The organism is Planctomonas psychrotolerans (assembly GCF_008642235.1).
Lineage (GTDB): Bacteria > Actinomycetota > Actinomycetes > Actinomycetales > Microbacteriaceae > Planctomonas > Planctomonas psychrotolerans.
In genome coordinates this window covers 586,939-606,557 of record NZ_SJEV01000001.1, presented here as the reverse complement: position 1 = coordinate 606,557, position 19,619 = coordinate 586,939, and the positions used below count along the sequence as shown (strand labels likewise).

Annotated in this window: 17 protein-coding genes; 11 read left to right on the top strand and 6 right to left on the bottom strand. The window is 69.0% G+C overall.

Going from position 1 to position 19,619, the window contains the following annotated elements:
- Positions 1–46 precede the first annotated feature (46 nt).
- The 3 genes from EY822_RS02640 (at position 47) to ilvC (ending at position 3,587) form a co-directional block, all read left to right on the top strand.
- On the top strand, positions 47–1,843 hold the full coding sequence (locus EY822_RS02640) for an acetolactate synthase large subunit (RefSeq protein WP_150306857.1): 1,797 nt from the start codon (positions 47–49) through the stop codon (positions 1,841–1,843).
- Positions 1,844–1,846: 3 nt separating this feature from the next.
- On the top strand, positions 1,847–2,353 hold the full coding sequence (gene ilvN / locus EY822_RS02635; RefSeq protein ID WP_150306856.1) for an acetolactate synthase small subunit: 507 nt from the start codon (positions 1,847–1,849) through the stop codon (positions 2,351–2,353).
- Positions 2,354–2,561: 208 nt separating this feature from the next.
- Positions 2,562–3,587, top strand: a complete 1,026-nt coding sequence (ilvC, locus tag EY822_RS02630) for a ketol-acid reductoisomerase (protein WP_150306855.1) — start codon at positions 2,562–2,564, stop codon at positions 3,585–3,587.
- A gap of 276 nt (positions 3,588–3,863) precedes the next feature.
- Here the strand turns inward: ilvC and EY822_RS02625 are convergent, their stop codons facing one another.
- A complete protein-coding gene (locus EY822_RS02625) occupies positions 3,864–4,274 on the bottom strand; it encodes a DoxX family protein (RefSeq protein ID WP_227496963.1) in 411 nt (136 codons plus the stop codon).
- A gap of 67 nt (positions 4,275–4,341) precedes the next feature.
- Here EY822_RS02625 and serA point away from each other — a divergent pair, with 67 nt between their 5' ends.
- A complete protein-coding gene (serA, locus tag EY822_RS02620) occupies positions 4,342–5,931 on the top strand; it encodes a phosphoglycerate dehydrogenase (RefSeq protein ID WP_150306853.1) in 1,590 nt (529 codons plus the stop codon).
- Between the two features lie 184 nt (positions 5,932–6,115).
- Here the strand turns inward: serA and EY822_RS02615 are convergent, their stop codons facing one another.
- Entirely contained in the window at positions 6,116–7,156 is a 1,041-nt protein-coding gene (locus EY822_RS02615; protein WP_150306852.1) for an NAD(P)-dependent alcohol dehydrogenase, read from the bottom strand.
- A gap of 552 nt (positions 7,157–7,708) precedes the next feature.
- Between EY822_RS02615 and EY822_RS02610 the strand changes: the two genes are divergently transcribed.
- Positions 7,709–8,077 (top strand): nuclear transport factor 2 family protein, encoded by a 369-nt coding sequence (locus EY822_RS02610; RefSeq protein WP_150306851.1) that lies wholly within the window; start codon positions 7,709–7,711, stop codon positions 8,075–8,077.
- A 115-nt stretch (positions 8,078–8,192) separates the two neighbouring features.
- Here EY822_RS02610 and EY822_RS02605 read toward each other — a convergent pair whose 3' ends face one another.
- Entirely contained in the window at positions 8,193–8,450 is a 258-nt protein-coding gene (locus EY822_RS02605; protein WP_150306850.1) for a DUF6458 family protein, read from the bottom strand.
- 104 nt (positions 8,451–8,554) lie between these two features.
- On the opposite strand from EY822_RS02605, the gene EY822_RS02600 reads away from it, so the two are divergent.
- Together EY822_RS02600 and EY822_RS02595 are read left to right on the top strand one after the other, a co-directional pair.
- On the top strand, positions 8,555–9,673 hold the full coding sequence (locus EY822_RS02600; protein WP_150306849.1) for a 3-isopropylmalate dehydrogenase: 1,119 nt from the start codon (positions 8,555–8,557) through the stop codon (positions 9,671–9,673).
- Between the two features lie 20 nt (positions 9,674–9,693).
- Positions 9,694–10,794, top strand: coding sequence for a branched-chain amino acid aminotransferase (locus EY822_RS02595; RefSeq protein WP_150306848.1), 1,101 nt, complete (start codon positions 9,694–9,696; stop codon positions 10,792–10,794).
- A gap of 16 nt (positions 10,795–10,810) precedes the next feature.
- Here EY822_RS02595 and gcvH read toward each other — a convergent pair whose 3' ends face one another.
- From gcvH to EY822_RS02580, 3 genes are read right to left on the bottom strand one after another with little or no spacing between them, the layout of a single operon-like run.
- Complete coding sequence (gcvH, locus tag EY822_RS02590; protein ID WP_150306847.1) at positions 10,811–11,188, bottom strand: glycine cleavage system protein GcvH; 378 nt, start codon at positions 11,186–11,188, stop codon at positions 10,811–10,813.
- A gap of 45 nt (positions 11,189–11,233) precedes the next feature.
- On the bottom strand, positions 11,234–11,941 hold the full coding sequence (locus tag EY822_RS02585; RefSeq protein ID WP_150306846.1) for an SDR family oxidoreductase: 708 nt from the start codon (positions 11,939–11,941) through the stop codon (positions 11,234–11,236).
- Positions 11,934–13,958 (bottom strand): FAD/NAD(P)-binding protein, encoded by a 2,025-nt coding sequence (locus tag EY822_RS02580; RefSeq protein ID WP_227496962.1) that lies wholly within the window; start codon positions 13,956–13,958, stop codon positions 11,934–11,936. The genes EY822_RS02585 and EY822_RS02580 overlap by 8 nt, the downstream gene beginning before the upstream one ends.
- 395 nt (positions 13,959–14,353) lie before the next feature.
- Between EY822_RS02580 and EY822_RS02575 the strand changes: the two genes are divergently transcribed.
- The 4 genes from EY822_RS02575 to EY822_RS02560 all read left to right on the top strand — a co-directional run bounded on the left by EY822_RS02575 (position 14,354) and on the right by EY822_RS02560 (position 19,617).
- A complete protein-coding gene (locus EY822_RS02575; RefSeq protein WP_227496961.1) occupies positions 14,354–15,976 on the top strand; it encodes a TIGR04028 family ABC transporter substrate-binding protein in 1,623 nt (540 codons plus the stop codon).
- 79 nt (positions 15,977–16,055) lie between these two features.
- Positions 16,056–17,000: an ABC transporter permease gene (locus EY822_RS02570; protein ID WP_150306844.1), complete on the top strand. Its 945-nt coding sequence runs from the start codon at positions 16,056–16,058 to the stop codon at positions 16,998–17,000.
- Positions 16,997–17,920: an ABC transporter permease gene (locus EY822_RS02565; protein WP_150306843.1), complete on the top strand. Its 924-nt coding sequence runs from the start codon at positions 16,997–16,999 to the stop codon at positions 17,918–17,920. The genes EY822_RS02570 and EY822_RS02565 overlap by 4 nt, the downstream gene beginning before the upstream one ends.
- Positions 17,920–19,617 carry a dipeptide ABC transporter ATP-binding protein gene (locus EY822_RS02560; RefSeq protein WP_150306842.1) on the top strand — a complete coding sequence of 566 codons (1,698 nt, stop codon included), beginning with the start codon at positions 17,920–17,922 and terminating at the stop codon, positions 19,615–19,617. The genes EY822_RS02565 and EY822_RS02560 overlap by 1 nt, the downstream gene beginning before the upstream one ends.
- The last annotated feature ends 2 nt before the right edge of the window (positions 19,618–19,619 follow it).

The following is a 19,619-nucleotide window of genomic DNA, read 5'->3' as shown; positions in this document are numbered from 1 at the left end:
GCCCGGCCGAGCATTTCCCCCTTCGACGACTAAGGACACATTCCCGATGCCAACGGAATCGATCCCGGTGCCTACCGCTCCGGGCACATCCACCGCGCCTGACGTCCTCACCGGATCGGGTGCGATCCTCCGATCGCTCGAACTGCTCGGAGTGACCGACGTGTTCGGGCTCCCGGGCGGCGCGATCATGCCGTTCTACGACGAGCTGATGACGCAGGACGCCATCCGCCACATCCTCGTGCGGCACGAGCAGGGCGCCGGACACGCCGCCGAGGGCTACGCCTCGTCGTCGGGTCGGGTCGGCGTCGCCATCGCGACCTCGGGCCCCGGCGCCACCAACCTGGTGACCGCCATCGCCGACGCCTACATGGACTCCGTGCCGCTGCTCTGCATCACGGGCCAGGTCTTCTCCACCTCGATGGGAACCGACGCGTTCCAGGAGGTCGACATCGTCGGCATCACCATGCCGATCACCAAGCACTCCTTCCTCATCACCAAGCCCGAGGACGTGCCCGAGGTCATGGCCGCGGCGTACCACATCGCCTCGACCGGCCGCCCCGGCCCGGTGCTGGTCGACGTGACGAAGGACGCGCAGCAGAACTCGGCGCCCTTCGTGTGGCCGACCCGCGTGGAGCTGCCCGGTTACCGTCCCATCACCAAGGCGCACGGCAAGCAGGTGCAGGCTGCGGCGCAGATGCTCGCCGAGGCCAAGCGCCCCGTGCTCTACGTGGGCGGGGGAGTGGTCCGTGCCCGCGCCTCGGAGGTGCTGCTTCCGCTCGTCGAGGCCACCGGCGCACCCGTGGTCACCACGCTGATGGCGCGCGGCGCCGTTCCGGACTCGCACCCGCAGCACCTCGGCATGCCCGGCATGCACGGCACGGTGCCCGCGGTGCTGTCGCTGCAGGAGAGCGACCTCATCGTGTCCCTCGGAGCCCGGTTCGACGACCGCGTCACCGGCAAGCCGAGCGAGTTCGCGCCCGACGCCAAGATCGTGCACGTGGACATCGATCCGGCGGAGATCTCCAAGATCCGCGTCGCCGACGTGCCCATCGTGGGCGACGCGAAGGACGTGATCATCGATCTCACCGCCGCCTACGCGGATGCGGTGACCCGCACCACCCCCGACCTCACCGAATGGTGGGAGCGTCTCGACTCTCTCCGCACGGAGTTCCCCCTCGGCTACACCGAGCCCGACGACGGCCTGCTGTCTCCGCAGTGGGTGATCGAGCGCATCGGCGAGCTGACCGGACCCGAGGGCGTCTTCGCCTCCGGCGTGGGCCAGCATCAGATGTGGTCGGCCCAGTTCATCAAGTACGAGCGGCCGAACTCGTGGCTCAACTCCGGCGGCGCCGGCACGATGGGCTACGCCGTCCCGGCCGCCATGGGCGCCAAAGTCGCGCAGCCCGACCGTGCGGTCTGGGCCATCGACGGCGACGGCTGCTTCCAGATGACCAATCAGGAACTCGCCACCTGCACGATCAACGACATCCCGATCAAGGTCGCGATCATCAACAACTCGTCGCTCGGCATGGTGCGCCAGTGGCAGACCCTGTTCTTCGAGGGCCGGCACTCCTTCACCGACCTGAACACCGGGCACGACACGCGCATGGTGCCCGACTTCGTGAAGATGGCGGACGCCTATGGCGCCCTCGGAATACGGGTCACCCGCAAGGAGGACGTGGACGCCGCCATCCAGCTCGCGCTCGACACCAACGACCGGCCCGTGGTCATCGACTTCGTGGTCAGCCGCGACGCGATGGTGTGGCCCATGGTCCCGCAGGGTCTCAGCAACAGCGCCGTGCAGTACGCGAGGGCGCACGCCCCCGAGTGGGAAGAGGAGTAGAGCATGAGTCACGTCCTCTCCCTGCTCGTCGAAGACAAGCCGGGTCTTCTGACCCGCGTCGCCGGACTGTTCGCCCGTCGTGGCTTCAACATCGAGAGCCTCGCCGTGGGCAAGAGCGAGATCGCCGGGCTCTCCCGCATCACCGTCGTGGTGGATGTGGAGGAGTTGCCGCTCGAGCAGGTGACCAAGCAGCTCAACAAGCTGGTCAACGTGCTCAAGATCGTGGAGCTCGAACCGACGCAGTCCGTTCAGCGCGAGCACCTGCTCATCAAGGTGCGCGTCGACAACACCACCCGGTCACAGGTGCTCGAGGCCGTCACCCTCTTCCGCGCCCGCGTGGTCGACGTGGCCACCGACGCGCTCGTGATCGAGGTGACCGGCGACTCGGGGAAGACCACCGCGTTCCTCCGGGTGCTCGAGCCCTACGGCATCAAGGAGATCGCGCAGTCCGGCCTTCTCGCCATCGGGCGCGGCGGCAAGTCCATCACCGACCGCGTCTACCGGTCGTAGCCCCGATCGGGCCTCGGGCTCGCCGAACGGGCACATGGTCCCTGAGCGTGTCGAACGGCCCATCCTGATCCACCGGACCCTGAGCTCGTCGAAGGGCCCATACCCATCCACCGGTCCCTGAGCTCGTCGAAGGGCCCATACCCATCCACCGGTCCCTGAGCTCGTCGAAGGGCCCATACCCATCCACATCGAACAAGGAGAACCACACGTGACCGAAATCTTCTACGACAAAGACGCCGACCTGTCGATCATCCAGGGCAAGAAGGTCGCCGTGATCGGCTACGGCTCGCAGGGCCACGCCCACGCGCTTAACCTGCGCGACTCGGGCGTCGAGGTCGTCGTCGGCCTCAAGGAGGGCTCGAAGAGCCGCGCCAAGGCCGAGGAGCAGGGTTTCACCGTGCACACCCCGTCCGACGCCGCCGCCTGGGCCGACGTCATCGTGATCCTCGCGCCCGACCAGGTGCAGCGCCACGTTTACGCCGATGACATCAAGGACAACCTGAGCGAGGGCAAGGCGCTCGTCTTCGGTCACGGCTTCAACATCCGCTTCGGCTACATCGAGGCGCCGGAGGGCGTCGACGTGCTGCTCGTCGCCCCCAAGGGTCCCGGACACACCGTGCGTCGTGAGTTCGAGGCAGGACGCGGCGTCCCCGTGATCGTCGCCGTGGAGAAGGACGCCTCGGGCAGTGCCTGGGACCTCGCCTGGTCGTACTCGCGCGGCATCGGCGGCCTGCGTGCCGGTGGCATCAAGACCACCTTCACCGAGGAGACCGAGACCGACCTGTTCGGTGAGCAGGCCGTGCTCTGCGGCGGTACCTCGCAGCTGGTGCAGTACGGCTTCGAGACGCTGATCGAGGCGGGCTACCAGCCCCAGATCGCCTACTTCGAGGTGCTGCACGAGCTGAAGCTCATCGTCGACCTCATGTGGGAGGGCGGCATCGCCAAGCAGCGCTGGAGCATCTCCGACACCGCCGAGTACGGCGACTACGTCTCCGGCCCGCGCGTCATCTCGCCCGAGGTCAAGGAGAACATGAAGGCCGTGCTGGGCGACATCCAGTCGGGGGCCTTCGCCGAGCGCTTCATCAAGGATCAGGACGCCGGCGCGCCCGAGTTCCTCGAGCTGCGCAAGAAGGGCGAGGACCACCCGATCGAGTCCACCGGTCGCGAGCTGCGCAAGCTCTTCGCGTGGAACACGCAGGACGACGACTACACCGACGGCCAGACCGCCCGCTAGTCGGGTTGTGGCTCGGGGACCGTCCGGAGGGCGGTCCCCGAGCGCATGCGCGTCCGGTCCCCGGAATCGCCCATGCGGTCCCTGAGCCTGTCGAAGGGACACTGCGCAAAGCCCCTTCGACAGGCTCAGGGACCGTGAGGTGCCGCCGGGACCGCGGAGCGGTTCAGGAGTCGCGGGGGAGTGTCCCTTCGACGAGCTCCGGGACCGTGGGAGCGGCTCAGGGACCGTGGGGTGCTGCCGGGCCGTGGAGCGGCTCCGGAGCCGCAGAGCCGGGAGTCAGCGCCCGGACAGGGGCAGCGCCGCGAACAGCACCAGGCCGATGAGCAGCAACTGGCCGAAGAGCCGCGGCAGGAACGGCACCGCGACCACGCCGAACTCCTCCGGATGCTGCGATGCGTACGCGTTCGCCGGGAACACCGCGAGCAGGAAGAACACCAGCGCGATCCCGGCCGCGAGTTGCGTCTGCGGGATGAGCAGGCCGATGCCGCCCAGGATCTCGCACACTCCGGTGAACAGCACGAGGTTGCGCGGATTCAGCAGCCCCTCGGTTCGGAGTGCCGGCGGGATGAGCTTCGCCATCACCCGTGACGGCCCCGGCAGGAAGTGCGTCACCCCCATCGCCACGAACACCGCGGCCAGCAGCACGCGCACCACCAGCTGTATTACTTCGAGAGTCGACGCATCCACCCGCTCATTCATAGCGGACTAACATGTGATTGTTCGCCCGCACACCCGCCGTTAGGAATACTTCCCCGTGACAAAGCCGGTCGTGCTGATCGCCGAAGAACTGTCCCCCGCAACCGTGGATGCGCTCGGTCCCGACTTCGACGTGCGTAACGTCGACGGCACCGACCGCCCCGCGCTGCTCGCCGCTCTGGCCGACGCCTCCGCCATCCTGGTGCGGAGCGCGACGCAGGTCGACGCCGAGGCGATCGCCGCGGCGCCGCTGCTCAAGGTGGTCGCCCGCGCCGGAGTCGGCCTCGACAATGTGGACATCAAGGCGGCCACGACCGCCGGTGTCATGGTCGTGAACGCGCCCACGTCGAACGTGGTCTCGGCGGCCGAGCTCGCGGTCGGACACCTGCTGTCACTGGCCCGGTTCATCCCCGACGCCAACGCGTCGCTCAAGGACGGCAAGTGGCAGCGGTCGAAGTTCACCGGCGTCGAGCTGTACGAGAAGACGATCGGCATCGTGGGCCTCGGCCGCATCGGCACCCTCGTGGCGCAGCGCCTCGCCGGTTTCGGCGCAACGCTCGTGGCCTACGACCCCTACGTCACACCGGCCCGCGCGCAGCAGCTCGGCGTGCAGCTGCTGTCGCTCGACGACCTCGTGGAGCAGTCCGACTTCATCACCATCCACATCCCGAAGACGCCGGAGACCACGGGTCTCATCGGTGCCGACCAGTTCGCGCGCGCCAAGCCGACCCTGCGCATCGTGAACGCGAGCCGCGGCGGCATCGTCGACGAGGATGCGCTGTACGCCGCCCTCCGCTCGAACCGCATCGCGGGCGCGGGCCTCGACGTGTTCGTATCGGAACCGCCCACGGGGTCGCCGCTGCTCGGACTCGACAACATCATCGTCACCCCGCACCTCGGCGCATCCACCGACGAGGCGCAGGAGAAGGCCGGGGTCTCGGTCGCCCGTTCGGTGCGGCTCGCGCTCGACGGCGAACTCGTACCCGATGCGGTGAACGTGGCCGGCGGCATCATCGACCCGAGCGTGCGCCCCGGCATCCCGCTGATCGAGAAGCTCGGCCAGGTGTTCTCCGGCCTGGCCCACGGCTCACTCACCAGCGTGGACGTGGAGGTGCGCGGCGAGATCGTCGAGCACGACGTGAGCGTGCTCAAGCTCGCGGCCCTCAAGGGCATCTTCACGAACGTGGTGAGCGAGAACGTCTCCTACGTCAATGCACCGTTGCTCGCCGAGCAGCGAGGCGTGACCGTGCGGCTCATCACCGACCCGGTGTCCGAGGACTACCGCAACATGCTCACCATCAGCGGGGCGCTGAGCGATGGATCGCAGGTGTCGGTGTCCGGCACGCTGACCGGTCCGAAGCAGATCGAGAAGATCGTCGGCGTGAACGGCTACGACGTCGAGGTGCCGTTCGCCAAGCACCTCATCGTCATGAGCTACGAGGACCGCCCCGGCATCGTCGCCGTCTACGGCAAGGAGTTCGGCGACGCCGACGTGAACATCGCGGGCATGCAGATCGCGCGCCACGTGGCCGGCGGCAAGGCGCTCAGCGTGCTGAGCGTGGACTCACCGGTGCCGGACGGCGTGCTCGAGACCGTGCGCACCGCGATCAACGCCGACATGCTCCGCGAGATCGACCTCACCGACTAGCGTCCGTCGAGCCGTCGTCCGCGGACCCGTCATCCGCTGCTCCCGTTTCCCGCCGCTCGCGCTTCCCGTCCTCGCTCCCGCTTCCCGTCCTCGCTCCCGTTTCCCGTCCCCGCCAGCCCCAGGGGGGTAGCGGCGGCGGGAAGCGGGAGCGGCGAGGACGAGGGATGCGACGTGACGACCGGGGTCAGGCGTTCGGCACGATCACCGCGCGACCCCGGATCGATCCCTCGTGCAGCCGCTCGTAGGCGCGGGGCGCCTCGTCGAGACTGAAGGTCTCCACCTCCACGCTCAGGTGACCGCTCCGGGCGAGGTCGAGCACCTCGATGAGTTCGCCGCGCGATCCCCAGTACGGCGTTCGCACAGCGGCGTCGTACGCGATGACACCGAAGCCGACGGGCAGCGTGCCCCCGCCGATGCCCACGATGCTCACGTCGCCCTCCGTGGCGACCATCTTGCCGGCCAGGTCTACCGTGGGCTGCGCGCCCACGAAGTCGAAGACGGCATTGGCACCGCGACCGCCGGTCAGCTCGCGGACAGTGTCGACTGCTGCCTCGTTGCTGAGGATGGCGGTGTGCGCCCCCACGTGGCGGGCGAGCTCGAGCTTCTCCTCGTTCACATCGAGCGCGATCACGGTCGCGCCGCTGAGGGCGCGCAGGATCTGGATGCCCACATGGCCGAGGCCGCCGGTGCCGATGACCACGGCGGTCGTGCCGGCGCCGAGCTTCGCGAGCGACAGCTTGATGGCGTGGTACGGCGTGAGGCCGGCGTCGGTGAGCGACACGTTCTGCACCGGATCGAGGTCGCCGAGCGGCACGAGGTGGCGGGGGTCGTCGATGAGCATGTACTCGGCCATGGATCCGGGCGAGCCGAGTCCGGGCGGCTGGATGCCCTCCGCGGCAGCGTTCGTGCAGTAATTCTCCTTGCCCTCGGCGCAGTTGTGGCAGCGCCCGCAGCCCCAGGGGCCGTAGACGGCGACGGCGTCGCCGACGGCGAGGTGCTGCACGCCGTCGCCGAGCGCGTGCACGATGCCGGTTCCCTCATGGCCGAGCGTGAGCGGGAGTCCGTAAATGTACTGGTCCTCGGGCAGGCCCATGATGAACTCATCGGAATGGCAGACCCCGGCGGCGGTCACTTTGAGCACCACCTGGCCCGGGCCCGGCTCCGGCTGGGGGATCTCGACGACCTCGGGTGCGGATCCGATGGTGCGGTATTGCAGTGCTTTCACGTGTTTCGTCCTTTCGTTCGGTCGTTGTCGACTCGTTCGTTCGGTCGGTCCCCCGACGCTACGCGCCTGTCCCGGTCCCTGAGCGGTCGACGGAACGCCCGATACGGTCCCTCAGCTTGTCGAAGGGACGCTCCCTACGGTCCCTGACCCTGTTGATGGGACGCGCCATACGGTCCCTGAGCTGTCGAAGGGACGCGCCATACGGTCCCTGAGCCTGTCGAAGGGACGCGCCCTACGGTCCCTGAGCGGTCGGCGGGACTCCTTATACGGTCCCTGAGCCTGTCGATGGGACGCGCCCTACGGTCCCTCGAGCCTGTTGATGGGACGCGCCCTACGGTCCCTGAGCCTGTCGAAGGGACGCTCCCCACGGTCCCTGAGCCTGTCGAAGGGACGCTCCCGGTACGTTTCGTCGCTTCGACAGGCTCAGCGACCGTGACTCAGCGACCGTGGCTCAGCGACCGTGACTCAGCGACCGTGACGCAGCGACCGTGAATGAGCGACCGTGGCTCAGCGACTGGAACTCGGGGATCCCGCCGGGAGTAGAACAGACGCATGAGCAACGAGAGCGTGCTGCGGAACTGGATCGAGGCCTACGAACGGGCGTGGGCGTCGAACGACGAGAACCACATCCGTGCGCTGTTCACCGAGGACGCCGACTACTTCACCGAGCCGCACGCGTCGCCGTGGCATGGGCACGACGCCATCGTCTGGGGGTGGCTCGAGGCGCGGGACGAACCGGGGGAGACGACGTTCGAGTGGACTCCGCTCGTCGTCACCGACGAGATCGCAATCGCTCAGGCCACCACCGTGTACGCCGGCGGAGCCACGTACAGCAATCTGTGGGTGCTGCGCTTCGCTCCGGACGGGCGTGCGCGCGAGTTCACCGAGTGGTGGATGGAACAGCCGCCCGACGCAGCCTGACCGAGAGCGCGGCCTGACCGAGAGCGCGGCCTGACCGCTGGGCCGGGCGGCCCGCACACGAAAAACCGCCCGGTGCGACCCGAAGGTCGCGCCGGGCGGAACGTTGTGCGGGGTGTCAGATCAGCGGGTCGGTCTCGTTGCGCGAGGTGCGGCTGACGCTCTGGCCGCTCGCGGGGTCGACGGACGTGCGCGTCTCGGCGACCGTCGAACGGCCACGGATGATGAGGGCGATTCCCACGACGATCACGATCGCGCCCGCTCCCATGAGGATGTAGCCGATCATGTCGAGGTTGACGCCGCTGACCTGGAAGTCGAGTGCGAAAGCGAGGATCGCGCCAACGACGAACAAAAAGATGCCGAGTCCAAGACTCATGATTGCCTGCTTTCGGAGAGGAACACTGTGGCATAACCATACCGATGGAGCACGCGAATGCGGCGGTAGTGTGAGTGCACGCCACCAAATTTCGCAGGAGTTTCATGTCGCGCTCGCTCAATCTCGCCGTCATCCCGGGTGATGGGATCGGCCCAGAGGTCACCACCGAGGCGCTCCGCGTGCTGAAGGCGGCCGTGGCCGACGACGCGAGCGTCACGGCCACCACCTATCCGTTCGGCGCCGGGCACTATCTGGAGACCGGTCGCATCCTCGATGACAACGATCTCGAGGCGCTGCGGGGCCACGACGCGATCCTGCTCGGCGCGGTGGGCGGCAACCCGAGCGACCCCCGGCTCGCCGGTGGCATCGTGGAGCGTGGTTTGCTGCTGAAGCTCCGCTTCGCCCTCGACCACTACGCCAACCTGCGCCCCACCGTCGTCTTCCCCGGGGTCACCAGCCCGCTCGCCGACCCCGGTGAGGTGGACTTCGTGGTGGTGCGGGAGGGCACCGAGGGCCCCTACGTCGGCAACGGCGGTTCGATCCGGGTGGGCACCCCGAACGAGATCGCGAACGAGGTGTCTGTGAACACGGCCTTCGGCGTGGAGCGGATAGTGCGCTTCGGCTTCGAGCGCGCTGAGGCGCGCGCGCGAAAGCACCTCACCCTCGTGCACAAGACCAACGTGCTCACCCACGCCGGTGGTCTGTGGCAGCGCACGGTCAATCGCGTCGCCTCCGAGTACCCCGAGGTGACCGTCGACTACCTGCACGTGGATGCGGCGACCATCTTCCTGGTCACCCAGCCGAGCCGATTCGACGTTATCCTTACCGACAACCTCTTCGGTGACATCCTCACCGACCTCGCCGCCGCCATCAGCGGAGGCATCGGGCTGGCGGCCTCGGCGAACATCAATCCGACGGGCCAATTCCCCAGCATGTTCGAGCCCGTGCACGGCTCGGCACCCGACATCGCCGGCACCGCGAAGGCCGACCCCACCGCGGCGATCCTCTCGGTCGCGCTCCTCCTCGAGCACCTCGGCCTCACCGACGCGGCCGCGCGGGTGAACGCCGCTGTGACGGCCGACCTCGCCGATCGCATCACCTCGGAGGGGAGCGCCGCGGCCTCGCGCAGTACCGGCGAGGTGGGCGACGCCATCCTGGCGAAGCTCTCGTCGACTCCGTCACCTTCCTCCCCATCGCAGCCCGTCGCATCCGCGGCGCAGTGACCTCACGTTCAGGACTCCGAATGACCACCACCGATTTCTCCCTCCGATTCGCGACCACGCCCTCGCAGAGCGCGCGCGCCGACGCCGAACGCGAGGCCATCCTCGCCGATCCCGGCTTCGGCAGGCACTTCACCGACCACATGGTCGCCATCGACTGGACGATCGACGGCGGCTGGCAGGACGCACGCGTGCAGCCTTACGGGCCGCTGCATCTCGACCCCTCCGCCGCGGTCCTGCACTACGGGCAGGAGATCTTCGAGGGACTGAAGGCGTACCGGCACGACGACGGCTCGATCTGGGCGTTCCGGCCCGAGCGCAACGCCGCGCGACTGCGCAAGTCGGCCCAGCGGCTGGCGCTGCCGGAGCTCCCCGAGGAGGACTTCGTGGAGTCCATCCGCCAGCTCGTCGCCGTCGACGCGCGGTGGGTGCCGGATGCCCCGGAGACGAGCCTCTACCTCCGACCGTTCATGATCGCGAACGAAAGCTTCCTCGGTGTGCGTTCCGCGCAGCGGGTCGGGTACTACGTGATCGCCAGTCCGGCCGGGGCCTACTTCGCCCAGGGGGTCGCGCCGGTGTCGATCTGGCTCACCACCGAATACTCGCGGGCCGGCAAGGGCGGCACGGGCGCCGCCAAGTGCGGCGGAAACTACGCGGCCTCCCTGCTCCCGCAGGCGGAGGCGTACGAGAACGACTGCGCCCAGGTGCTGTTCCTCGACGCCGAGGAGGGGATCTACCTCGAGGAGCTCGGCGGCATGAACATCGTGCTCGTGTACCGCGACGGCAGGATCGTCACGCCCGCCTCCGAGAGCATCCTCGAGGGCATCACCCGCGACAGCGTGCTGCAGCTCGCCCGCGACCGCGGGCACACCGTGGAGGAGCGGCGGGTGACGCTCGACGAATGGCGCACTGGTGTGGAGTCGGGTGAGATCACCGAGGTGTTCGCGTGCGGCACCGCCGCGGTGATCACTCCCATCGCCCAGCTCAAGGGCGCCGACTTCGCCGTGGGGAACGCGGATGCCCCGGCCGGGCCGCTCACCATGTCGCTGCGGGAGGAACTCACGGGAATCCAGTACGGCCGGGTGCCCGACCGTCACGGCTGGCTGACGCGGCTCGTCGACTAGAGGCGGCGACGCTGGGCTAGGGCTTTGCGTCGACCAGCGCCTGGTACTCCTCCGCGGACAGCGTGGGAGCGGGCTCGCTCACCTCGAGCACGTACAGCCAGCCCGAGCCGTACGGGTCGTCGTTGACGATGCTCGGGTCGGCCACGGCGGCCTCGTTGATCTCCGTCACGACACCGGTGGCCGGGGCGTAGAGGTCGCTGACCGACTTCGTCGACTCGATCTCGCCGAAGGCGCTCCCGGCGGTCACTGTGGTGCCCACCGCGGGCGGATCGATGTACACGACGTCACCGAGGGCGTCGGCGGCATACCGCGTGATGCCCACGCGGAACGGCGGCTCCGCGGCGATCCACTCGTGCTCGGCGGCGTAGCGCAGGGTGTCGGGGTAGTCGGTCATGGTGCTCCCTCGGGTGTCGGCGGGCGAATGGCTTCGTTTCGGGCGTCAGGACAGCTCGCGGCGCGGTCGCACCGCCACCTCGGTGATCTGCGTGTCGTCACCGGCGTCGACCACGAGTCGCACGGCGGCGGCAACCGACGCGGGCCGGATCAGCCGGGACGGCTCGTACGGCCTGCCCGACGCCGACCCGAGCGAGCGCGCCATCTCGGTGTCGGTGGGTCCGGGTGCGACGGTGGAGACCCGCACTCCCGCGTCGGCCTCCTCGGCACGCAGCGAGTCGGCGACGGCGCGCAACGCGAACTTGGTCGCCGAATAGACCACGCTCCCCGGCACGGCGCGGGTCCCGGCGCCGGAGTTGATGAAGATCACGCGGCCGGACGACGCACGCAGCAGTGGCAGGGTGAGCCGGGTGAGGAGGGCGGGCGCGACGACATTGACGTCGTACTGACGCCGCCATTCCCCAGCATCCGCATCGGCGACCGAGAATTGGGTGGCGACCGCGGCCGCGTGCACCAGCACGTCGAGCCGATCGAGGGTCTCGGCGAATGCGATCAGCGCCGCGTCGTCGGTGAGGTCGAGCGGAACCGCTCGCACACCCGGGAGGGCATCGAGGTCCGCGATCGCCTCGGCGTTCCGCCCCACGGCGAGCACCTCGTGGTCGGCGGCGAGGTCGTCCACGACGGCGCGGCCGATCCCGCCGGTGGCTCCGGTGACGAGTGCGACGGGCCGTGCGGACCCGGGTCGTTCAGACATGAGCAGCCTCCGGGGCGATCGATGAACCGGTTCTCTCCGCAGCCGACGCCAGCACGTCGCGCACGATCGCGTCCGTTTCGCGCAGCATCGGCGAGTTCGTGTTCGGCATGGGGGAGATGACGGTGAAGCCGCGCACATCCTCGGTGGGGATGCCGGCTAGGTAGAGCGACGCCTGCGGCTCCCCGGTGGCGTCGACGAGTCGGCTGGTGGCGCGGTCGATCTCGACGCCCTCGGTCGTGCTGTGCGAACCGTCGGCGTTCGGCACGCGGAACGCGCGCGCCCGACCGTCCCGAAGCAGCCCCGCGAGCAACGGATCGACCGTGCGCTGCACGGTGGGGGAGTACATCCACGCATCCAGCAGCGCCGGGGCCACCACCCGCGAGTCGTGCACCAACGGCGACTCGGCCACGAACGATGCACCGTCCGGTGCGCGGTTCACGCGCACGTGCGGGCCGAGGAACGACACGATCCCCGCGCGGCAGAGCGCGAGCAACTGCTCGAGGCGGAAGGCAGGCGGCCCGCTGCCCATCATGCCGCCGAACGCGAGGAACTCCTTGTAGCCACCCGTGAACGACGTACCCTCCAGGCCACCGAATCCCGCGTAGCCGGCGACCGCGCCACGTGCGGCGCTGATCGACCAGGCCGCGGCTTTGAGCGGGCTCTCCGTGCCGAGACGTCCCTCGCGGAGGTCGTGACGGATGTAGTCGAGCACCCATTCGGTGTACTCCTCCGGCGACGAGAACACGCGATTCACCGGGACCTCGAGGGCCTGCAGGTCCAGCCGATCGGCCGGATCCGGTATCGCGTGCGCCACCGCGGTCGCCAGCTCGGCCGAGTCGGCGGGATGGCGGGCGATGGCCTCGAGCAGCGTGTCGACCGGAGCGACGAGCGCATCCGGGGTGGCGCGGGCGAGCGTGAGGTAGTAGTCGCGCAGCGCATCCTTGAGGATGAGCGGGCGGATCTCGGAATCGAAGTCGATCTGGTCGGTGCGCTCGGCGAACCGCGCTTCGCGCAGGTGCACCTGGGCGGGCGCCGGCGGCAGCGACCCGTACAGCGTCTTGGAGCGGAACGGAACACCGCGTCGGGACGACACGAGGAGGCGCGGTTCCTGCCCGCTCGGGCGATACTCCAGGCCGTCGACGTCGTCGCTGACGCGCACGAACGTCCCGCCCCGGCCGAGTGTGAGGAGTGCCATCGCGTCGAAGAAGTTCATGCCGAGGCCTCGCACGATCACGTCGCCGCCCGCGGGCAGGGCGTCGAGGTCCTGCTCGACGGGGCTGGCCGGGCCCACCCAGGTCGTGGAGGCGGCATCCGGCGCCTCGGCGAGCTGGGTATCGGCGGCCGACGGCGCGGCGTCGAGCCAGCCCAGTGCCATGATGACCGCGTCGCAGTCGAGCTCGCGGCCGCCGGCGAGGGTGATGCGCTCGCGTGGAACGTTCCCACCGACGCCGGGCAGGGCGGTGACGGAGGCCGCCAGTTCGCTGTGCAGCACCACGCGCACGCGGTCGGGCAGCATCGCGAGGGCCCGCTCGAAGCACCACGTCAGGTAGTGGCCGTAGAGGGCACGGCTCGGATGCGACCACGGTTCGGTGCGCCGCACCTCGGCCACGAGGTCCGCGTCGGCGAGCACCTCCGACGCGGGCGGAGCGGCCGCGAAGGTCGCCCGCACGCCGTCGGCGACTTCCGGCGTTGCGGCGCTGGCCGCCTCCGGATCACCGGCGCGGAGCAGCACGCACCACTCGTACATGGTGGGGCCGTCGACGATCGGGCCGGCGCAGGTCACGCTCGCGTCGGGGAAGTTCGTCACCGCCCCGGCGAGGGTGTTCATCACGAGCTCGAGGGACTGGTCCCGTCGCCACACCCGGCCCGCGCCGGGAAGGTGCGGGTCGATCAGGTGCAGGTCGATGTCCCCCTCGGGCAGCAGCTCGTCCAGATTCGCGCCGAGCCGCTCCAGGATGCTGGTGCCCCGGGGACCCAGGCCGATGACGCCGATGGTTGCCGAGCGGAAAGAAGACATGACCTCACTTATACGTGCTCGAGGGCGAATCCGACAGTTTCGTCGGGAGAGCATAAGCCACGCTTATGGAGCCCGCTGAGAACAGTGTTGCGTGTTTTCGCGCCGGTAACGAACGGCGCTCCTCCGCGTAACGAGCGGCGCGACATCCTAGGAAACAATGTGGTTACCGGGAGTGGATCCTGCCTACAGTGATCCATCACCGCGGGTGGTCGACACCGAAGGAATACTTTTTCTCAAAAGTTTCTTTACAGGGGAGTCGCACCAGCACCGAGTCGGACGACGTGGACCGAAACCGGGGGACCAGTCGAGGCAGATCGACGTCTGGTCGCGGTGAGCGACATACAGCCAGCGAATGGTGCGCCCCGTGCGCACCGTCGATGAAGTGAGGAACAGCAATGGCATTCAGGCACAAGATGATCCCGGCGACGGTGGCGCTGACCGCGGCCACCCTGCTCGCGGGATGCGCGTCGGGTGGCACCGCCCCGGAGGCCGGGGGAACGTCGGGTGAGCCGGTCACCGGCGGCACGCTGACCTACCTCGAGTACCAGGCGCCCACCTGCCTGTACCTGCCGGCCGCGGGCTTCTACCCCAACGGCGGATTGCTCAACCAGATCACCGACAAGCTGACCTACCAGAACCCCGAGACGCTCGAGATCGAGCCGTGGATCGCCGAATCCTGGGAGGTGAACGACGACGCGACTGAGTACACCTTCACCCTCCGCGACGGCGTGACCTTCTCCGACGGCACGCCCCTCGATGCGGCGGCCGTAGCGAAGAACTTCGACACCTACGGACTCGGCAACTCCGAGCTGAGCCTTCCCGTGGCGGAGCAGGTCAACAACTACGAGGCCAGCGAGGTCATCGACGAGACGACGGTGCGGTTCACGTTCACGCAGCCGTCGCCCGGATTCCTGCAGGGCACCTCCGTGATCGGATCGGGGCTGGTATCGCCGGAAACGCTCGCGCTGCCCTACGAGGAGCAGTGCCAGCTGAAGAACATCGTCGGCTCGGGCCCCTTCACCGTCGAGAATCAGGTCGTCGACCAGCAGGTCGACCTCGTGGCGCGGGAGGACTACGACTGGGCGCCCGCCTCGTTCGAGCACCAGGGGCGCGCCTACCTCGACGAGATCAAGATGATCGTCACTCCCGAAGACAGCGTGCGCATCGGCGCTCTCACCTCCGGGCAAGCCGACTTCGTGCGCTACGTGCAGGCCTTCGACGAGGCCGCGGTCGAGTCCGCCGGATTCGAGCTGTACGCGCCGCAGACCCGCGGGGTGAACAACGGCCTGTACCTGCGTCCGACCAACCCGGTGCTCAGCGACATCGCCGTGCGTCAGGCTCTGCTCGCCGGTACCGACGCGCAGGAGGTCGTCGACACGATCTTCACCGAGAACTACCCCAAGGCCACGTCGCCCCTGTCGTCCACGGCCCTCGGTTACGTGGACCTCAGTGAGAAGCTCGCCTACGACCCGGACCGCGCCAACCAGCTGCTGGACGAGGCGGGCTGGGAGCCCGGCCCCGACGGCATTCGGCAGAAGGACGGCGTGCCCCTCGAGGTGAGCGCGTTCGTCGCCCTGCCCCAGCCGCTCTCGAAGGAGACGCTCGAGCTGATCGCGCAGCAGTGGACGGAGATCGGCGCCAAGCTGACCGTCCGCCCCGGTGACGCCGGCAGCTACGCGGTCGACATCAAGGACGCCTCGAAGACCGGAGCGTTCCACACCATGGTGGGCCGTGCCGATCAGGATGTGATCAAGAGCCAGTTCCACACCGAGAACCGCAACGCGATCCTGTCCAACGACCCGAAGCTCGACGCGCTGCTCGAGGAGGAGGCCTCGGAGCCCGACCCCGATGCCCGCAACGCGAAGGTCGCCGAGATCCAGGAGTACATCGTCGACCAGGCCTACATGATCCCGCTGTTCGAGGAACCGCAGGTCTACGGTGCCGCGCCGTACGTGGAGGGCGTGGAGTTCGAGGCGGTCGGTCGCCCGTCGTTCTACAACGTCTGGCTGAACAAGTAACGACCGCTGCGGCCGGTCGCCCTCGGGGGCGGCCGGCCGCAGCAGCACCACCGGGAATCACGGAGAGAAGGGGCGCATCGTGAACAGGTACCTCGCGGGCCGCATCGGCCAGGCGGTGCTCGTGCTGTGGGCGGCGTTCACCCTGTCGTTCGTGCTGCTCCAGGCGCTCCCCGGTGACGCCATCATGATCAAGTTCGAGAACCCCGAGCTCGGACTCTCGCCCGACCAGATCGCCGAACTGCGGCTGTACTACGGAGCCGACCAGCCGTTGATCCTGCAGTACTTCCAAACGCTCGTGGGCTTTCTCAGCGGGGACTTCGGTTACTCGGTCGAAACCGGCACCCCGGTGATCGAGCGGATCGCCGAAGGACTCCCCGCCACCGCCCAGCTCGCGACCGCAGCGTTCCTGCTCGCGGTGGTACTGGCCGTCACCATCGCGTTCGTCTCCAGCTACACCCGGTTCGCCTGGCTGCGGACCGTGCTCCTCGGCGTCCCGTCCCTGTTCGTGTCGATCCCCACCTTCTGGCTGGGTATCCTCCTCATCCAGGTCTTCTCCTTCCAGCTGGGACTCGTGCCCACCATCGGCGGCACGGATGCGCAGCTGCTCATCCTTCCGGTGATCACCCTCGCGGTGCCCATCTCCGCACCGCTCGCTCAGGTGCTCTGCCGCAGCCTCGACGAGGTCTACACGCGCCCCTTCGTGTCGGTCGCGGTGGCTAAGGGTGCATCCCGCCAGTGGGTGCTGTGGCGGCACGTGGCGCGCAACGCCCTGCTGCCCACGCTCACCATCGCCGGTCTGACGATCGGTGAACTCATCGCCGGATCGGTCATCACCGAGACGGTGTTCGGCCGGAACGGCATCGGTCGGCTGACCGAGCAGGCCGTGACCGCGCAGGACATCCCCGTGCTGCAGGCGATCGTGATCCTCGCCGCATTCGTCTTCGTGACCGTCAACCTCCTCGTCGATCTGCTGTTCCCGATCCTCGATCCGCGACTCAAAGGAAGAGTGGGTGTGAGCGCATGAACCCTCCCGTGGCGACCCCCGCCGACCTCGCGGCGACCAGCCGCCGTCCCGTGGACCCCGACGTTCCTTCCGCAGGAGAGCCGGACGCGCCGGGGTCGGCGCGCACGTCGCGCCGATGGTTCCGTCGTCGGCCGATCACGGTGAGTCTCGTGCTCGCCTGGCTCGTCGTGCTGGTCGCCCTGCTGTTCGCCCTGGTGCCCGGCCTGTTCACCGACTACGACCCCGTGCGGGGCATCGCGGCGGAGAAGCTGCAGGCGCCGAGCGCCGCGCATCCGTTCGGCACCGACCAGATCGGCCGCGACCTCTTCGCCCGGGTGGTCTACGGAGCCGTGCACTCGCTGTCCGGCGCCTTCGTGGCCGTACTGGTCGGCCTCGTGGTGGGCACCGCGATCGGTGTGCTCGCCGGTTCCCTCGGCGGTGTCGTCGACGGCGTCCTCATGCGCATCGTCGACGTGCTGCTCTCGATCCCCGGGCTGCTGCTCGCCCTCGCCGTCATCATCCTGCTCGGGTTCGGCACCATCAACGCCGCAATCGCGGTGGGCATCGGATCCATCGCCGCGTTCGCCCGACTGTCGCGGTCGGAGGTGGTGAGCGTGCGCCGCTCCGACTACGTGGAGGCCGCATTCGGATCGGGTGGTCGCTTCTTCAGTGTGCTGTGGCGGCACGTGCTGCCAAACTCGGTGAGTCCCGTGCTCTCCCTCGCCGCGCTGCAACTCGGGGTGGCCATCCTCGCCATCTCGACCCTCGGCTTCCTCGGCTACGGCGCACCGCCACCCACACCGGAATGGGGTCTGCTCATCGCCGAGGGCCGCAACTACGTCGCGACGTCGTGGTGGCTCACCACGTTCCCCGGCCTGATCGTGGTCGCCGTGGTGCTGTCCGCCAACCGCATCAGCCAGTCGATCGGGCGGAGCTCCTGATGCCCGCCGAGCCGATCGTCCCGTCGGGCGTCGCCTTGGGGACGGACGCCGCGGCGCCGGATGCTCCCGCCGTGCCCGTGCCCGTGCTCGAGATCCGCGACCTCTCGGTGAGCTACCGCACCGGCCACGTCGACACGGAGGTGGTGCACGGCATCTCGCTGCGCGTCGATCCGGGCGAGGTCGTCGCCGTGGTGGGAGAGTCGGGCTCCGGCAAGACCACCACCGCCCACGCCGCCATCGGGCTGCTGCCCTCGAACGGTCACGTGTCGGGCGGGCAGATCCTGCTTAACGGCGCGGACATCTCCGGGTGGTCGGACAAGCAGCTGGAGGCCGTGCGCGGGGTGCGCATCGGGCTCGTGCCGCAGGACCCGTCGAGCTCCCTGAATCCGGTGAAGACCATCGGGGCGCAGATCGGCGAGGTGCTGCAGATCCACCGACGCGGCAACCGCTCCTACACTCGCGCGTTCATCCGCACCCGGGTGCTCGAACTCCTGGCCCGGGTCGGTATCCCGGAACCGGAGCGGCGCAGCGCCCAGTACCCGCACCAGCTGTCGGGCGGCATGCGGCAGCGCGTGCTCATCGCGATCGCCATCGCGCTCGAACCGCAACTGATCATCGCCGACGAACCCACGAGCGCACTCGATGTGACCGTGCAGAAGCGTGTACTCGACCTGCTCGACGACCTCCGCGCCGAGTTCGGCACGGCCATCCTCTTCGTGACGCACGATCTCGGCGTCGCCGCCGAGCGGTCGAGTCGCATGGTCGTGATGCGCTCGGGTCGCGTGGAGGAAGAGGGCGGCACCGCGGACATCCTCGCCACCCCGCGGAGCGACTACACCCGCCGGCTGCTCGCCGATGCGCCGGGGCTGACCGTGACCGAGTTCCGTCGGCCCGCGGATCCCTCCGCGGTCGTTCCCGACGAGATCGTCGCCCGCAACCTGGTCCGCGAGTACCCGGCGGGCAAGGGCGGCAAGACCGTGTTCCGCGCCGTGGACGACGTGTCGTTCACCGTGCCGCGCGGCACGACCCACGCCATCGTCGGGGAGTCCGGATCAGGAAAGACCACCACCGTGCGGATGACCCTCGGTCTGGTGCAGCCCTCGAGCGGGTCGGTGGAGGTGGCGGGGCTCGACCCGCAAACGTTGCGCGGCGAGGCGCTTCGACAGTTCCGCCGTCGCATTCAACTCGTCTACCAGAACCCGTTCGGATCGCTCGATCCCCGCCAGACGGTGGAGGCGATCGTGCAGGAGCCGCTGCGGAACTTCCGGCTCGTGGACCCGTCGGCGCGAGCGACCCGTGCGGCGGGGCTGATCGACCGGGTGGCGCTGCCCGCGTCGGTGCTGTCGCGCAGGCCCCGGGAGTTGTCCGGTGGGCAGCGGCAGCGGGTCGCGATCGCCCGTGCGCTCGCCGCCGACCCCGAGGTGCTCGTGCTCGACGAGGCGGTGTCCGCCCTCGACGTGACGGTGCAGGCGCAGATCCTCGGGCTGCTCGACGAGTTGCAGCGCGAGCTCGGCCTCACCTACCTGTTCGTCTCCCACGACCTCGCGGTGGTGCGGGCGATCTCCGACACCGTCTCGGTGATGAGCCTCGGGCGGGTGGTCGAGTCGGGTCCGACCCGGACGCTGTTCCAGTCGCCGCAGCACGAGTACACCCGAGAACTCCTCGCCGCCGTACCGTCCGCACACGCGGGCGCCTGACG

What these genes read in the sequence shown, in the direction of transcription:
- EY822_RS02640 (WP_150306857.1), top strand. Translation starts at nt 47, where the DNA reads ATGCCAACGGAATCGATCCCGGTGCCTACCGCTCCGGGCACATCCACC.
- ilvN (WP_150306856.1), top strand. Translation starts at nt 1,847, where the DNA reads ATGAGTCACGTCCTCTCCCTGCTCGTCGAAGACAAGCCGGGTCTTCTG.
- EY822_RS02610 (WP_150306851.1), top strand. Translation starts at nt 7,709, where the DNA reads ATGAGCAACGAGAGCGTGCTGCGGAACTGGATCGAGGCCTACGAACGG.
- EY822_RS02605 (WP_150306850.1), bottom strand. Translation starts at nt 8,450, where the DNA reads ATGAGTCTTGGACTCGGCATCTTTTTGTTCGTCGTTGGCGCGATCCTC.
- EY822_RS02600 (WP_150306849.1), top strand. Translation starts at nt 8,555, where the DNA reads ATGTCGCGCTCGCTCAATCTCGCCGTCATCCCGGGTGATGGGATCGGC.
- EY822_RS02595 (WP_150306848.1), top strand. Translation starts at nt 9,694, where the DNA reads ATGACCACCACCGATTTCTCCCTCCGATTCGCGACCACGCCCTCGCAG.
- gcvH (WP_150306847.1), bottom strand. Translation starts at nt 11,188, where the DNA reads ATGACCGACTACCCCGACACCCTGCGCTACGCCGCCGAGCACGAGTGG.
- EY822_RS02585 (WP_150306846.1), bottom strand. Translation starts at nt 11,941, where the DNA reads ATGTCTGAACGACCCGGGTCCGCACGGCCCGTCGCACTCGTCACCGGA.
- EY822_RS02580 (WP_227496962.1), bottom strand. Translation starts at nt 13,958, where the DNA reads ATGTCTTCTTTCCGCTCGGCAACCATCGGCGTCATCGGCCTGGGTCCC.
- EY822_RS02575 (WP_227496961.1), top strand. Translation starts at nt 14,354, where the DNA reads ATGGCATTCAGGCACAAGATGATCCCGGCGACGGTGGCGCTGACCGCG.
- EY822_RS02565 (WP_150306843.1), top strand. Translation starts at nt 16,997, where the DNA reads ATGAACCCTCCCGTGGCGACCCCCGCCGACCTCGCGGCGACCAGCCGC.
- EY822_RS02560 (WP_150306842.1), top strand. Translation starts at nt 17,920, where the DNA reads ATGCCCGCCGAGCCGATCGTCCCGTCGGGCGTCGCCTTGGGGACGGAC.